The sequence below is a fragment of the Pseudomonas juntendi genome (genome assembly GCF_009932375.1).
Lineage (GTDB): Bacteria > Pseudomonadota > Gammaproteobacteria > Pseudomonadales > Pseudomonadaceae > Aquipseudomonas > Aquipseudomonas juntendi.
Genome location: NZ_BLJG01000176.1, coordinates 1 through 14,819 on the forward strand (window position 1 = coordinate 1; position 14,819 = coordinate 14,819).

Annotated in this window: 13 protein-coding genes; 12 read left to right on the forward strand and 1 reads right to left on the reverse strand. The window is 63.6% G+C overall.

From position 1 onward, the window contains the following. Positions 1-124: 124 nt before the first annotated feature. The 9 genes from gltR (at position 125) to GYA94_RS20525 (ending at position 10,534) form a co-directional block, all read left to right on the forward strand. Complete coding sequence (gene gltR / locus GYA94_RS20485; RefSeq protein WP_110679388.1) at positions 125-850, forward strand: two-component system response regulator GltR; 726 nt, start codon at positions 125-127, stop codon at positions 848-850. After that, positions 831-2,285 (forward strand): ATP-binding protein, encoded by a 1,455-nt coding sequence (locus GYA94_RS20490; protein WP_054881599.1) that lies wholly within the window; start codon positions 831-833, stop codon positions 2,283-2,285. Before gltR ends, GYA94_RS20490 begins: the two co-directional genes overlap by 20 nt. Positions 2,286-2,442: 157 nt before the next feature. Continuing rightward, positions 2,443-3,690, forward strand: coding sequence for a D-mannose isomerase (locus GYA94_RS20495; RefSeq protein WP_029885494.1), 1,248 nt, complete (start codon positions 2,443-2,445; stop codon positions 3,688-3,690). A 106-nt stretch (positions 3,691-3,796) separates the two neighbouring features. Continuing rightward, positions 3,797-5,083 carry an ABC transporter substrate-binding protein gene (locus GYA94_RS20500; RefSeq protein WP_161892976.1) on the forward strand — a complete coding sequence of 429 codons (1,287 nt, stop codon included), beginning with the start codon at positions 3,797-3,799 and terminating at the stop codon, positions 5,081-5,083. Between the two features lie 178 nt (positions 5,084-5,261). Then, the gene (locus GYA94_RS20505) at positions 5,262-6,170 is read left to right on the forward strand and encodes a carbohydrate ABC transporter permease (protein ID WP_009683405.1); all 909 of its coding nucleotides are present in this window, start codon (positions 5,262-5,264) and stop codon (positions 6,168-6,170) included. After that, the gene (locus tag GYA94_RS20510; protein WP_009683406.1) at positions 6,163-7,020 is read left to right on the forward strand and encodes a carbohydrate ABC transporter permease; all 858 of its coding nucleotides are present in this window, start codon (positions 6,163-6,165) and stop codon (positions 7,018-7,020) included. Before GYA94_RS20505 ends, GYA94_RS20510 begins: the two co-directional genes overlap by 8 nt. Positions 7,021-7,023: 3 nt before the next feature. Then, entirely contained in the window at positions 7,024-8,178 is a 1,155-nt protein-coding gene (locus tag GYA94_RS20515; RefSeq protein WP_110679390.1) for an ABC transporter ATP-binding protein, read from the forward strand. 40 nt (positions 8,179-8,218) lie between these two features. Continuing rightward, on the forward strand, positions 8,219-9,562 hold the full coding sequence (locus tag GYA94_RS20520) for a carbohydrate porin (RefSeq protein WP_009683408.1): 1,344 nt from the start codon (positions 8,219-8,221) through the stop codon (positions 9,560-9,562). A gap of 117 nt (positions 9,563-9,679) precedes the next feature. After that, the gene (locus tag GYA94_RS20525; protein ID WP_161892977.1) at positions 9,680-10,534 is read left to right on the forward strand and encodes a D-hexose-6-phosphate mutarotase; all 855 of its coding nucleotides are present in this window, start codon (positions 9,680-9,682) and stop codon (positions 10,532-10,534) included. Here the strand turns inward: GYA94_RS20525 and hexR are convergent. Next, positions 10,527-11,390 carry a DNA-binding transcriptional regulator HexR gene (gene hexR / locus GYA94_RS20530; protein ID WP_172828429.1) on the reverse strand — a complete coding sequence of 288 codons (864 nt, stop codon included), beginning with the start codon at positions 11,388-11,390 and terminating at the stop codon, positions 10,527-10,529. The genes GYA94_RS20525 and hexR overlap by 8 nt on opposite strands. 211 nt (positions 11,391-11,601) lie before the next feature. On the opposite strand from hexR, the gene zwf reads away from it, so the two are divergent. The 3 genes from zwf to GYA94_RS20545 are packed head-to-tail and all read left to right on the forward strand — an operon-like array spanning position 11,602 to position 14,469. Continuing rightward, positions 11,602-13,071 carry a glucose-6-phosphate dehydrogenase gene (gene zwf, locus GYA94_RS20535; RefSeq protein ID WP_009683411.1) on the forward strand — a complete coding sequence of 490 codons (1,470 nt, stop codon included), beginning with the start codon at positions 11,602-11,604 and terminating at the stop codon, positions 13,069-13,071. Beyond that, positions 13,058-13,771: a 6-phosphogluconolactonase gene (pgl, locus tag GYA94_RS20540; protein ID WP_110679393.1), complete on the forward strand. Its 714-nt coding sequence runs from the start codon at positions 13,058-13,060 to the stop codon at positions 13,769-13,771. The genes zwf and pgl overlap by 14 nt, the downstream gene beginning before the upstream one ends. A 17-nt stretch (positions 13,772-13,788) precedes the next feature. Next, positions 13,789-14,469 carry a bifunctional 4-hydroxy-2-oxoglutarate aldolase/2-dehydro-3-deoxy-phosphogluconate aldolase gene (locus GYA94_RS20545; protein WP_009683413.1) on the forward strand — a complete coding sequence of 227 codons (681 nt, stop codon included), beginning with the start codon at positions 13,789-13,791 and terminating at the stop codon, positions 14,467-14,469. Positions 14,470-14,819: the final 350 nt, after the last annotated feature.

Genomic DNA, 14,819 nt, shown 5'->3' on the forward strand with positions numbered 1-14,819 from the left:
GAGATTGCCCTCGCAAACAGGTGCTGCGATCCCTGTAGGAGCGGGCAAGCCCGCGAAGGGCTGCAAAGCAGCCCCAATAAAAACAGGCAGCAAAGACCTGTAACCAAGAAGAGGAAGGACCACCTTGAGCACTGCCGGCAAATCGATCCTGATGGTCGACGACGACCAGGAAATCCGTGAACTGCTGCAAACCTATTTGAGCCGCTCCGGCTTCCAGGTGCATGCCGAAGCCGACGGCGCGGGCTTTCGCCGCGCGCTGGAAAGCAGCCCCTGCGACCTGGTCATTCTCGATGTCATGTTGCCCGATGAAGATGGTTTCAGCCTGTGCCGCTGGGTTCGGCAGCATCCGCGCCGGGCGCGTGTGCCAATCATCATGCTCACTGCCAGTTCCGATGAAGCCGACCGGGTCATCGGCCTGGAGCTGGGTGCCGACGACTACCTGGGCAAGCCGTTCAGCCCGCGCGAGCTGCAGGCTCGGCTAAAGGCCCTGCTGCGCCGCGCCGAGTTTGGCCAGGCGGCGCCGGGGAGCGCGGTGCTGGCCTTCGATGACTGGCGCCTGGACACGGTCAGCCACCGGCTGTTCCACCGCGATGGTGAGGAGGTGATTCTCTCCGGTGCCGACTTCGCACTGCTCAAGCTGTTCCTCGACCACCCACAGCAAATCCTCGACCGCGACACCATCGGCAACGCCACCCGCGGCCGCGAGCCGATGCCGCTGGACCGTATCGTCGACATGGCGGTCAGTCGCCTGCGCCAGCGCCTGCGCGACACCGACAAACCTCCCCGGCTGATCCGCACCGTGCGCGGCAGCGGTTACCTGTTGGCGGCGCATGTCTGCTGTGCGCCCTGAGCGGCGCTGGCGTTTGCTGCCCCGCTCACTGCTGGGGCGCATGCTGCTGCTGACCCTGCTGGTGGTGCTGCTGGCCCAGGGGTTGTCGAGCATCATCTGGGTTTCCCAACTGCGCGCCAGCCAGTTGCAGGGGTTGCGGGCCAGTGCCAGCAGCCTGGCCCATTCGATGAGCGCCAGCGTCAGTTACTTCCGGTCGTTGCCAGTGGCCTACCGGCCGCTGGTGCTCGACCAGTTGCGCAGCATGGGCGGCACGCGGTTTTTCGTATCGCTCAATGCTACCCCGCTGGACATGCAGGCGTTGCCCGTCACGGCGCGCAAGCAGGCGGTGATCGATGTATTCCAGCAGGTGTTGCACGAGCGCCTGGGGTCGCAGATGGAAATTTCCGTCGAGTTCGTCGGGCCTGACGAGCTGCGCATCTTCAACAGCGGCCTCAAGCTCGACGAGCTGCCGCGCTCGTGGGCGCATTACTCGCTGACGCTCGAGCCCCTCAAGCCACCGGTGCTGGTCACGCAGATCCGCCTGGGTGAGGGGGAGTGGCTGTACATCGCCTCGTTGCTGCCCGAGCCGTATACCGGCCTGGAAGCCGAACGCCTGCCACGCCAGCAGGTGGGGTTCATGGTGCTGACCACGGCCTTGCTGTTGCTGTTCATCGGCTTGTTGGTGCACTGGCAAAGCTGGCCACTCAAACGCCTGGCCCGGGCCGCGCGGGAAATGTCGCTGGGCGCTGATGTGGCGCCGCTGGCGGAAGGTGGCGGCAGCGAAGTGGTCGAGGTGAGCCGGGCATTCAACAGCATGCGCGAACGTATCAGCCGTTACCTGACCGAACGCAGCCAGTTGTTCAGCGCCATATCCCACGACCTGCGCACACCGATAACCCGCCTGCGCCTGCGTGTCGAGCTGTTGGAAGACGAGCGCCTGCAAGCCAAGTTCAGCCAGGACCTGGACGAGCTGGAGCTGCTGGTCAAAGGCGCCCTGCAATGCGTGAAGGACACCGACATCCACGAGAACATCGAGCCCGTCGACCTCAATCAGGTGCTGGATATCCTGGCCGAGCCTTACCTGGCCGATGGCCGCGTCACTGTGTACGGCAAGGCGCTTGCACCGTACCCGGGCAAACCTCTGGCCCTGCGGCGCTGCATCGGCAACCTGATCGACAACGCCATCAAGTACGGCGAACGGGCGCAACTGCGTATCATCGACAGCGCCGAGGGCTTTGTGCTGCAGGTGGATGACCAAGGGCCGGGGGTGCCCCAGCAGCAGCTGGAGCAGGTGTTCGAGCCACACTTCCGCCTGGCCGCCCAGCAACAGGGTTACGGGCTGGGGTTGGGGATTGCACGCAATATTGCCCATAGCCATGGCGGCGAGGTGAGTTTGCTGAACCTGCGCGACGGTGGGCTGCGGGTAACCTTGTTCCTGCCGCGAGGCATGGACTGATTTTCCGTGTTGCCTGCAAGGGCCGCACGGGTTTCAAGGTTTGCACTCAGGTTACTCAATTGTCACTGCCCAGTGACAATCCCAGCCTCCTTCGTGACATCTGCCTCGACCCCGCTGGCTAGAATTCGCACACGACTGGCAAGGATAAAGCTGGCTCATGAATACCCACCTACTGCCCTCCACCAGCTGGCTGAAAGCCCCGGCTCATACGGCCTGGCGCCTGGCCGAGGCCCAGCGGCTGCTGGCCTTTGCCAAAGCCGCGAAACGCCCGGACGGCTTCGGCAACCTGGATGCCAAAGGCCAACTCGCCGCTGGTGCCCGCGCCGAAACCATGAACACGGCGCGCATGACCCACTGTTTTGCCCTGGCTCACCTGCAAGGCATTCCAGGCTGCCTGGCCTACGCCGAGCACGGCGTGGCCGCCCTGCGCGGGGCCATGCAGGATGCCAGCTATGGGGGCTGGTTCGCTCACCCCGATGGCCAGCAGGACAGCGGCAAGGCCGCCTACCTGCATGCCTTCGTCGCCCTGGCCGCCAGCTCTGCCGTGGTGGCGGGCGCCGCCAGTGCCAGGGGCCTGCTGGCAGACGCCACCGAGGTGATCGAGCGGCATTTCTGGAGCGAAGCCGAAGGTGCCCTGCAAGAGGCTTACTCCCGTGCCTGGCAGTTGCCCGAGCCGTACCGTGGCGCCAACAGCAACATGCATGCGACCGAGGCGTTCCTGGCCCTGGCTGATGTCACCGGCAACACGCTGTGGCTGCAACGCGCGTTGCGTATCGCCGAACGCATCATCCATACCCATGCCGCCGGTAGCGGTTACCGGGTGATCGAACACTTCGACGTGCACTGGCAGCCCGTGGCGGACTACAACCACGACCACCCCGCCGATCATTTCCGGCCCTTTGGCACCACGCCTGGGCACGCCCTGGAATGGGCGCGGTTGCTGCTGCACCTGGAGGCCAGCCTGCAACGTGCCGGGCTGCCGGCACCGCAGTGGCTGGCAGAAAGTGCCAGCGGGTTGTTCGAGGCCGCCTGCCAGCACGCCTGGAACGTCGATGGCGCAGAGGGTTTCGTCTACACGCTGGACTGGGCCAACCGCCCGGTGGTGAACGCGCGCCTGCACTGGGTGCACGCCGAAGCGTGCGCCGCCGCCGCGGCCTTGTTGCAGCGTACCGGCGAGGCCCGTTACGAGCAGTGGTACCGCACCCTCTGGGGGTTTATCGCCAACCACTTCATCGACCCTGTGGCGGGCAGCTGGCACCACGAACTCGATAGCAACAACCGGCCGGCCGGGACCATCTGGCCGGGCAAGCCCGACCTCTATCACGCCTACCAGGCGCTGCTGCTGCCAGGCTTGCCGCTGGCGCCCAGCCTGGCCAGCAACCTGGGCAGCAATGTAACCAAATGATGACATTCACGCATCGCTTCGTTACCTGACGGGGCGGGCACGCTGTTTAGACTCCATGCAACGCAAGCGTTTGACTTGCACGCATAACAACAAGAAAGGTGCTTCGATGAATTCCAAACTCTGTCTCGCCGCTGCTATCTCGCTCGCCTCCTTACTGCCGCTGGGCGCCAGCGCCGCTGAAAGCAAAGGCAGTGTAGAGGTGGTGCACTGGTGGACCTCTGGCGGTGAAAAAGCAGCGGTCGATGTGCTCAAGGCGCAAGTCGAGAAAGACGGTTTCACCTGGAAGGACGGCGCCGTTGCCGGCGGCGGCGGGGCCACCGCCATGACCGTACTCAAGAGTCGCGCAGTCGCCGGCAACCCACCCGGTGTGGCGCAGATCAAGGGGCCGGACATCCAGGACTGGGCAGCCACCGGCTTGCTCGATGCCGATGTGCTCAAGGACGTGGCCAAGGAAGAAAAGTGGGACTCGCTGCTCGACAAGAAGGTCGCCGATACCGTGAAGTACGACGGTGACTACGTTGCCGTGCCGGTCAACATCCACCGTATCAACTGGCTGTGGATCAACCCCGAAGTCTTCAAGAAAGCCGGCATCGACAAGGCGCCCACCACCCTCGACGAATTCTATGCCGCTGCCGACAAGCTCAAGGCCGCCGGCTTCATTGCGCTTGCCCATGGCGGCCAGCCTTGGCAGGACAGCACCGTGTTCGAAAACGTGGTCCTGGCAGTAATGGGCGTCGACGGCTACAAGAAGGCCCTGGTCGACCTCGACAGCGCCACCCTGGCTGGCCCGCAAATGGTCAAGGCACTGACCGAGCTGAAAAAGGTCGCCACCTACATGGACCAGGATGGCAAGGGCCAGGACTGGAACCTGGAAGCGGCCAAGGTCATCAACGGCAAGGCCGGCATGCAGATCATGGGTGACTGGGCCAAGAGCGAATGGACCCTGGCGAAGAAAACCGCCGGCAAGGATTACCAGTGCGTCCCATTCCCCGGCACTGACAAGGCCTTCCTGTACAACATCGACTCGCTGGTGGTGTTCAAGCAGAACGACGCCGGAACATCCGCCGGGCAGCAGGACATCGCGCGCAAGGTGCTGGGCGAGGACTTCCAGAAGGTCTTCAGCATCAACAAAGGGTCGATTCCGGTGCGTAACGACATGCTCGGCAACATGGGCACGTATGGCTTCGACAGCTGCGCGCAAACCTCCGCCAAGGACTTCCTCGACGACGCCAAGACGGGCGGCCTGCAGCCAAGCATGGCGCACAACATGGCCACCACGCTGGCCGTGCAGGGCGCGTTCTTCGATGTAGTGACCAACTACATCAACGACCCCAAGGCCGACCCGGCCGATGCGGCGAAGAAGCTGGCGGCGGCCATCAAGGCGGCCCAGTAAAGGCTGACGCGGTCCCGTTGTAGGAGCGGCCTTGCGTCGCGATGGGCTGCGCAGCAGCCCCAAACCTGCGCACTCGATCTTTCAGGTAGGTGTCGAACTTGAGTCCTCAGGGCTGCGCTGCAGCCCATCGCGACGCAAGGTCGCTCCTACCCGGAGTGCAGCGCCTTTGAGGTGAACCATGACCACAACTACCGCCCAATTGCGGGCCTCACCCCTGGACGCGCTGCAGCGCTGGCTACCCAAGCTGGTGCTGGCACCGAGCATGTTCATTGTGCTGGTGGGCTTCTACGGCTACATCCTCTGGACATTCGTGCTGTCCTTCACCACCTCGACCTTCCTGCCCACCTACAAGTGGGCGGGCCTGGCGCAATATGCCCGGCTGTTCGACAACGATCGCTGGTGGGTGGCCAGCAAGAACCTGCTGCTGTTCGGCGGCCTGTTCATCGCCATCAGCCTGGCCATTGGCGTGTTGCTGGCGGTATTGCTGGACCAGCGCATTCGCCGCGAAGGTTTTATCCGGACCATTTACCTGTACCCCATGGCCCTGTCGATGATCGTTACCGGCACCGCCTGGAAGTGGCTGCTCAACCCTGGCATGGGCCTGGACAAGCTGCTGCGCGATTGGGGCTGGGAGGGTTTTCGGCTGGACTGGCTGATCGACCCGGACCGGGTGGTGTACTGCCTGGTGATCGCCGCCGTGTGGCAGGCATCGGGCTTCATCATGGCCATGTTCCTGGCCGGGCTGCGCGGGGTTGACCAGTCCATCATCCGCGCTGCGCAGATCGACGGTGCCAGCCTGCCACGCATTTACTGGACAGTGGTGCTGCCCAGCCTGCGCCCGGTGTTTTTCAGTGCGCTGATGATTCTTTCGCACATTGCCATCAAGAGCTTCGACCTGGTGGCGGCGATGACCGCCGGTGGCCCGGGTTACTCATCCGACCTGCCGGCCATGTTCATGTACTCGTTCACCTTCAGCCGCGGCCAGATGGGCATGGGCTCTGCCAGCGCCATCCTGATGCTGGGCGCGATTCTGGCGATCCTCGTGCCTTACCTGTACTCGGAGCTGCGGAGCAAACGCCATGCATAGCGCATCGAATAGCCCTGCCGAAAAACCGGCGCTGAGCCTTGGCCGTATCGCCATCCATGGCGTGTTGCTGATTGCCGTGCTGCTGTACCTGGTGCCGCTGGTGGTGATGCTGCTGACCAGCTTCAAAACCCCGGAAGACATCAGCACCGGCAACCTGCTGAGCTGGCCCGCAGTGATCACCGGCATTGGCTGGGTCAAGGCCTGGGGCACGGTCAGCGGTTACTTCTGGAACTCGATCATGATCACCGTGCCGGCGGTGCTGATCTCCACCGCCATCGGCGCGTTGAACGGCTATGTGCTGTCGATGTGGCGCTTCCGCGGGTCGCAGCTGTTCTTCGGGCTGCTGCTGTTCGGCTGCTTCCTGCCATTCCAGACAGTGTTGCTGCCGGCCTCGTTCACCCTCGGCAAGCTTGGCCTGGCCAGTACCACCAGTGGTTTGGTGCTGGTGCACGTGGTCTACGGGCTGGCCTTCACCACCCTGTTCTTCCGCAACTTCTACGTGAGTATCCCGGATGCGCTGGTCAAGGCGGCGCGCCTGGATGGCGCCGGGTTCTTCACCATTTTCCGCCGCATCATCCTGCCGATGTCGACGCCGATCATCATGGTCTGCCTGATCTGGCAGTTCACCCAGATCTGGAACGATTTCCTGTTCGGCGTGGTGTTTTCCAGCGGCGACTCGCAACCGATCACCGTGGCCCTGAACAACCTGGTGAACACCAGCACCGGCGCCAAGGAATACAACGTCGACATGGCGGCGGCGATGATCGCCGGCCTTCCAACCCTGCTGGTCTACGTGGTGGCAGGCAAATATTTCGTGCGCGGGCTGACGGCCGGCGCAGTCAAGGGGTAAGTCATGGCAACGCTCGAACTGCGCAATGTAAACAAGACCTACGGCACCGGCCTGCCCGATACCCTCAAGGACATCCAGCTGTCGATCAGCGACGGCGAGTTCCTGATCCTGGTTGGCCCGTCGGGCTGTGGCAAATCGACCCTGATGAACTGCATCGCCGGCCTGGAGCAGATCACCGGCGGGGCCATTCTCATCGACGGGCAGGACGTCAGTGGCATGAGCCCCAAGGACCGCGACATCGCCATGGTGTTTCAGTCCTATGCGCTGTACCCGACCATGAGCGTGCGCGAAAACATCGAATTTGGCCTGAAAATCCGCAAGCTGCCGCAGGCGGCAATCGATGAAGAGGTGGCGCGGGTGGCCAAGCTGCTGCAGATCGAGCACCTGCTGGCGCGCAAACCGGCGCAGCTGTCGGGCGGCCAGCAGCAGCGCGTGGCCATGGGCCGGGCGCTGGCGCGGCGGCCGAAGATCTACCTGTTCGACGAGCCGCTGTCCAACCTGGACGCCAAGCTGCGGGTCGAGATGCGTACCGAAATGAAGCTGATGCACCAGCGCCTGAAGACCACCACCGTGTACGTCACCCATGACCAGATCGAGGCCATGACCCTGGGCGACAAGGTTGCGGTGATGAAAGATGGCATCATCCAGCAGTTCGGTACCCCGCAACAGATCTACAACGACCCGGCCAACCAGTTTGTCGCCAGCTTCATCGGCTCGCCGCCAATGAACTTCATTCCGGCCCGCCTCAAGCAACAGGATGGCCGCCTGCTGGCGCTGCTCGACAGCGGCCAGGCGCGCTGCGAGCTGCCCTTGGGGCTGGCCGCCAATGAACAGGATGGCCGTGAAATCCTGCTGGGCATCCGCCCTGAGCAGATCGCCCTGGGGGCCAGCGAGGGCAACGGCCTGCCGGCCATTCGTGCCGAAGTGCAGGTCACCGAACCCACCGGGCCGGACCTGCTGGTGTTCGTCACCCTCAACCAGGCCAAGGTGTGCTGCCGGCTGGCGCCCGATGTGGCCTGCCAGGTTGGCGACAACCTCAACCTGCAACTGGACCCGGCGCGGGTGCTGCTGTTCGACGCCAACAGCGGCGAGCGGCTGCACCTGGCCAGCACTGCCGCAGCCACCAAGGACAACGTGGCTCACTTCAAAGGCCGTTAATTCGTCTACATCATCAATAAGAAAAAGAGGACGCAAAGGGATGGAACAGCGCAAACGTATCAAGACATTGGGGTCGCTGGCATTGCTCGCCGTGGTTGGCAGCGCCAGTGCACAAGCTGCCGAGGCATTTTCCAGCGAATCGAAGTGGATGACCGGCGACTGGGGCGGCACCCGTACCGAGCTGCTGGACAAGGGCTACGATTTCACCCTCGATTACGTGGGTGAAGTGGCCGGTAACCTGCATGGCGGCTACAACGACGACAAAACCGCGCGCTACAGCGACCAGTTCGCCCTTGGCGCGCACCTGGACCTGCAAAAGATCTTTGGCTGGCACGATGCCGAATTCAAGCTGGCGATCACCGAGCGTAGCGGTCGTAACCTGTCCAACGACCGCATCAGCGACCCGCGCGCCGGGCAGTTCAGCTCGGTGCAGGAGGTGTGGGGGCGCGGCCAGACCTGGCGCCTGACCCAGATGTGGGTCAAGCAGAAGTACTTCGACGGCGCACTGGATGTGAAAGTCGGCCGCTACGGCCCGGGTGAGGATTTCAACAGCTTCCCGTGCGACTTCCAGAACCTGGCCTTCTGCGGCTCGCAGGTGGGCAACTGGGTAGGCGGCATCTGGTACAACTGGCCGGTCAGCCAGTGGGCGCTGCGGGTGAAGTACAACATCACCCCGGACTTCTTCGTGCAGGTCGGTGCCTTCGAGCAGAACCCCTCCAACCTGGAAACCGGCAACGGCTTCAAACTCAGTGGCAGCGGCACCAAGGGCGCGATCCTGCCGGTAGAGGCGGTGTGGTCACCCAAGGTCAACGGGCTGCCGGGCGAGTACCGCCTGGGCTACTACTACAGCACCGCCAAGGCCGACGATGTCTACGACGACGTCAACGGCAACCCGCAGGGTATCACCGGCAACGCGTTCAAGTCGCACTCCAGCAAGCATGGCTGGTGGGTGGTGGCGCAGCAGCAGGTCACCGCCCATGCCGGGGATGTGAACCGCGGCCTCAGCCTGTTCGCCAACTTCACCGTGCACGACAAGGCCACCAACGTGGTCGACAACTACCAGCAGGTGGGGTTGGTGTACAAAGGCGCGTTTGACGCCCGGCCCAAGGATGACATCGGCTTTGGCGTGGCACGCATCCATGTGAACGACGACGTGAAGAAGCGTGCCGAGCTGATCAACGCGCAGAACGGCATCGACGATTACGACAACCCAGGCTTCATGCCATTGCAGCGCACCGAGTACAACGCCGAGCTGTACTACGGCTTCCACGTCACCAACTGGCTGACCGTGCGGCCCAACCTGCAGTACATCAAGAGCCCGGGTGGGGTTGACCAGGTGGACAATGCGCTGGTCGCCGGCTTGAAGATTCAGTCGTCATTCTGAGGGCAATTGTTGTAAATTTACGCCAATCCATTTTCGGCGCCCGGCACCCACTGCCCTGCAGTGGGTGTTGGGGATAGGCCGAGACAGCGCTACCTCAAACAAAAAGAGCTCTGACCCATGCCTGAACATCCGCTCCATCGCTTCTTCACCTCGCAGCGGCCGCGGCCGACATTCGAGTGGGAGCGTTACCAGCAGCGCGATGTACTGATCATCGACCACCCCCGTTGCCAGGCGGTGTTCAGCCGCCAGGGCGCGCAACTGCTGCATTTTCAGCCGGCGGGCGAGCGGCCTTGGCTGTGGTGCGCCGAGCAGTGGCCGCAAGTGGGGGCGATACGCGGTGGTGTGCCGGTGTGCTGGCCGTGGTATGGCCGCCACCCCAGCGAAGACCTGTGGCCGGCGCATGGCTGGGCGCGGTTGCTGGACTGGAAGCTGGTGGACAGCCGCGAGGACGAGGAGGGCGTAAGCCTGAAGTGGCAGCTGAACCTGTGCGACTGGCAGGTCGACCTGCATGCCCGGTTGGGCAGCCGCATGGAGCTGAGCCTGAGCACCGAGCACCAGGACAGCCAACCCTGCCAGTTGAGCCATGCCTTGCTGGCCTACTGGCGTATCAGTCACGTTTCCGAGATAGCGCTGTCTGGGCTGGAGGATATCCAGGGTTATGACCGGCTCAACCGTCAGGCCTGCCGCGAGGGCGGTGCGCTGAAGCTAAAGGGCGGCTGCCAGAAGGTCTACCCGGGCACGCCCCGGGTACAACTGCAGGACCCGGCTTGGCAGCGCGAGCTGTGCATCGACACGGGCGACAGCGACGACACGGTGGTCTGGCACCCGGGCAATCGCCCGTTGATGGGCGTGACCGGGCGGGAATGCCAGGGCTTTGTCTGCGTCGAGGCGGCCAGTGGCAGCGGCGAGGGCCTGAGCCTGGCGCCGGGGCAGCGTGCCCACCTGCGTTTGCAGGCGCACCGGCTCAGTTGAGTTCGTCGTCCTCTATCGGGTAGCGGCTGGCGTTCAGGCTTTCCTTGATCTTGCGCAGGTGCGGCTGGAAATCCACGCCACGGCGCAGGGTCATGCCGGTAGCCAGGACATCGAGCACGGTCAGCTGAATGATGCGCGAGGTCATTGGCATGTAGATGTCGGTGTCTTCGGGCAGCGGGATATGCAGGCTCAGGCTGCAGGCGTTGGCCAGGGGCGAGCCGGCGGCAGTCAGGCCCAGTACCGAGGCACCGTTTTCGCGGGCCAGGCGTGCCACATCGACCAGTTCGCGGGTGCGCCCGGTGTAGGAAATGATCACGAACAGGTCACCGGTGTGGGCCACCGAGGCCAGCATGCGCTGCATCAGCACGTCGGCATGGGCCGATACTGCCAGGTTGAAGCGGAAGAACTTGTGCTGTGCATCGAGAGCCACCGGGGCGGAGGCGCCAAGGCCGAAAAAGTGGATTTGCCGGGCCTGGATCATCATGTCCACGGCACGGCTGACCTGCATCGGGTCCAGTTGCTGGCAGGCACTGTCGAGTGAGGCAATGGCGCTGGCGAAGATTTTCTGGGTATAGGCCGCCGGGTCATCGTCGGCCTCTACTGCGCGGCTGACATAGGCGGCGCCGCTGGCCAGGCTCTGTGCCAGTTGCAGCTTGAGCTCGGGGTAGCCGCTGACGCCGAACGAGCGGCAGAAACGGTTGACGGTCGGCTCGCTGACCTTTGCCGCCTGGGCCAGCGCAGCGATGCTGAAACGGGTGGCTTGTTGCGGGTTGAGCAGGATGACTTCGGCGACTTTGCGTTCGGCCTTGTTCAGCTCGTCGAGGCGTCCCTGGATCTGTTCCAGGAGGTTTCGCACGCGGTCCATGGGTATGTCCTTGGGTCGGGAAGACAGCCGGCTGTGGGAGCAGCAGGCTTTTTGCACGGTCGTCTATCGTACTGTCGGTGCGGTTGGTGTACCACTTGTCTGTAACACTTGTGTGTAATGTTGTGGTTTTTACTACATTTCCCCTTGAAAACCGTATGTGAAAGCGGTATTCCTAGACCAACTTTAGGAAAGAACCAACATCATGGCTGCAATCAGTGTCGAACCTTGCACCTTTGCCCTGTTTGGCGCCCTCGGCGACCTGGCGCTGCGCAAGCTGTTTCCTGCGCTGTACCAACTCGACCGCGCCAATCTGTTGCACCCGGACACCCGTCTGCTGGCGCTGGCGCGTGAGGCCGGCAGTGCGCAGGCGCACCTGGATCACATCGAAGCGCACCTGCGCCGGCATGTGCCCGAGGCCGATATCGAGCCGGCTGCACTGGGGCGCTTCCTCGCCCGGCTGAGCTACCTGCACCTGGACTTCCTGCAGCCTGAAGGCTATCAGGCGCTGGCCGAGCAGTTGCCCGGCGAGCTGCCGTTGATCGCCTACTTTGCCACCGCCGCGGCTGTATACGGTGCCATTTGCGAGAACCTCGACAAGGCCGGCCTGGTGGCGCGCACCCGGGTAGTGCTGGAAAAACCCATTGGCCACGACCTGGAGTCGTCACGCCGGGTCAACGACGCTGTCGCCCGGTTCTTCCCGGAAAGCCGGGTCTACCGTATCGACCACTACCTGGGCAAGGAGACCGTGCAGAACCTCATTGCCCTGCGGTTTGCCAACAGCCTGTTCGAAACCCAGTGGAACCAGAACTCCATCTCCCATGTGGAGATCACCGTTGCCGAAAAGGTCGGTATCGAAGGCCGCTGGGGCTACTTCGACAAGGCCGGGCAACTGCGCGACATGATTCAGAACCACTTGCTGCAGCTGCTGTGCCTGATCGCCATGGACCCGCCCAGCGACTTGTCTGCCGATGCCATCCGCGACGAAAAGGTGAAGGTGTTGAAGGCACTGGCACCGATCACGGGCGACGCCCTGAGCACCCGCGTGGTGCGTGGCCAGTACATTGCCGGCTACAGCGACGGCAAGCCGGTACCGGGCTACCTGGAAGAAGACAATGCCAACGCGCAGAGCGATACCGAAACCTTCGTCGCCCTGCGTGCCGACATTCGCAACTGGCGTTGGTCGGGCGTGCCGTTCTACCTGCGCACCGGCAAGCGCATGCCGCAGAAGCTGTCGCAGATCGTTATCCACTTCAAGGAAACCCCGCACTACATCTTCGCCCCGGAACAGCGTTTGCAGGTGGGCAACAAGCTGATCATCCGCCTGCAGCCGGATGAAGGCATTTCGTTGCGGGTGATGACCAAGGAGCAGGGGCTGGACAAGGGCATGCAACTGCGCAGTGGCCCGCTGCAACTGAATTTTTCCGATACCTGGCGCAGTGCGCGGATTCCGGATGCCTACGAGCGGCTATTGCTCGAAGTGATGCGCGGCAACCAGAACCTGTTCGTGCGCAAGGATGAAATCGAGTATGCCTGGAAGTGGTGCGACCAGTTGATCGCCGGCTGGCGTAATGCGGGCGATGCGCCCAAGCCTTACGCGGCCGGCTCCTGGGGGCCGATGAGCTCGATTGCACTGATCACACGCGATGGGAGGGCGTGGTATGGGGATATCTGAACTGAAACTGCCAGCGGTCGTGAACGTACACGAGTTGGCAAACGCCGAGGCGCTGGCCGCCACTCAGGCCCACGACGTGGCCGAGCGCCTGCGCGCGGCGGTCGCTGCCAAGGGGCAGGCCTGCGTGGTGTTGTCCGGTGGCCGCAGCCCGGTGCCCTTCCTGGAAAAACTGGCCAGCGAAGCGCTGGACTGGGCCAAGGTCACCGTCAGCCTGGCCGATGAACGCTGGGTGCCGGTAGAGCACGCCGACAGCAATGCGGGCCTGCTGGCCCGTCACCTGTTCCAGGGTAATGCGGCCAAGGCCCGCTTCATTGGCCTGTACCAGCAGGCGGAAAACCTCGACGCCGCCGCACTCATGGCCGACCAGGCGTTGGCCGAGCTGCCGCAGATCGACGTGCTGGTGCTGGGCATGGGGGACGATGGCCATACCGCTTCGCTGTTCCCGGCCAGCCCGAACTTGGAAGCAGGCCTGGACCTGGCTGGCCAACGTCGCTGCCTGCCGTTGCTGGCGCCCAGCGTGCCGCACCAGCGCCTGTCGATGACCCGCGCTTTGCTGGCCAGTGCCGGCTTTACCGCGCTGGCCGTGCAGGGCCAGGGCAAACTCGCCACCCTGCGCGCCGCGCTGGCTGGCAACGACCTTACCGAAATGCCGATTCGCGCTTTTCTTCACGCCCCCCTGGACATCTACTGGTGCCCATGAGCCAAGGATCCACAGTCATGACCACCCTTGAACGCCCACAGTCCAAGCTCTCGATGGCCGACAAAGCCGCGCGGATCGACGCCATTTGCGAAAAGGCGCGCATTCTGCCGGTGATCACCATCGCCCGTGAGGAAGACATCCTGCCGCTGGCTGACGCACTGGCTGCTGGCGGTATCCGTACCCTCGAAGTGACCTTGCGCTCACCGCTTGGGCTGAAGGCCATCGAGGTACTGCGCAAGCAGCGCCCGGAGCTCTGCGTGGGCGCCGGCACTGTTCTGGACCGCGGTATGTTCGCCGCCGTTGAAGCCGCAGGTGCACAATTTGTCGTCACCCCAGGCATTACCCCGGAGCTCCTCCAGGCCGGGGTGGACAGCGAGATCCCGCTACTGCCAGGCATCAGCACGCCGTCTGAAATCATGCTGGGGTATGCCCTGGGCTACCGTCGCTTCAAGCTGTTCCCTGCGGAAATCAGCGGTGGCGTGGCGGCGATCAAGGCGTTCGGCGGGCCTTTCGGCGATATCCGCTTCTGCCCAACCGGTGGTGTGAACCCGGCCAATGTGCGCAATTACATGGCCTTGCCCAACGTGATGTGTGTAGGGGGCACCTGGATGCTCGACAGCAGCTGGATCAAGAATGGCGATTGGGCGCGGATCGAAGCGTGCAGTGCCGAGGCGATGGCGCTAGTGGACGCCAACTGAATTTGTTGTGTGCTTTACGGCTTATGGGGCGCTTGGTCGGCGCCCCTTTTTTTGCCTGGCTTTCGTGCAGCGCCGGGTGCACCGCGTCCCCTGTGGGAGCGGGCGCGCCCGCGAAGCATCCAGCGCGGTACATGGCACCGGCTGCGCCGGTGTTCGCGGGCACGCCCGCTCCCACAGGGCCGCGCCGGGCTTATGGATCGAGTTCTCTGCGCGACCGCGCGACCCGTAGGGCCGTGTGATCTCTCACAGGAATACCGCAGAGCTCAAAGCCTGTGCAGTCCCCTGTGGGAGATTCTATGGTTCCTGGCAAGGGTAGCCGCTGCATCTTCAGTGCCTGTGAGATTGAGCGC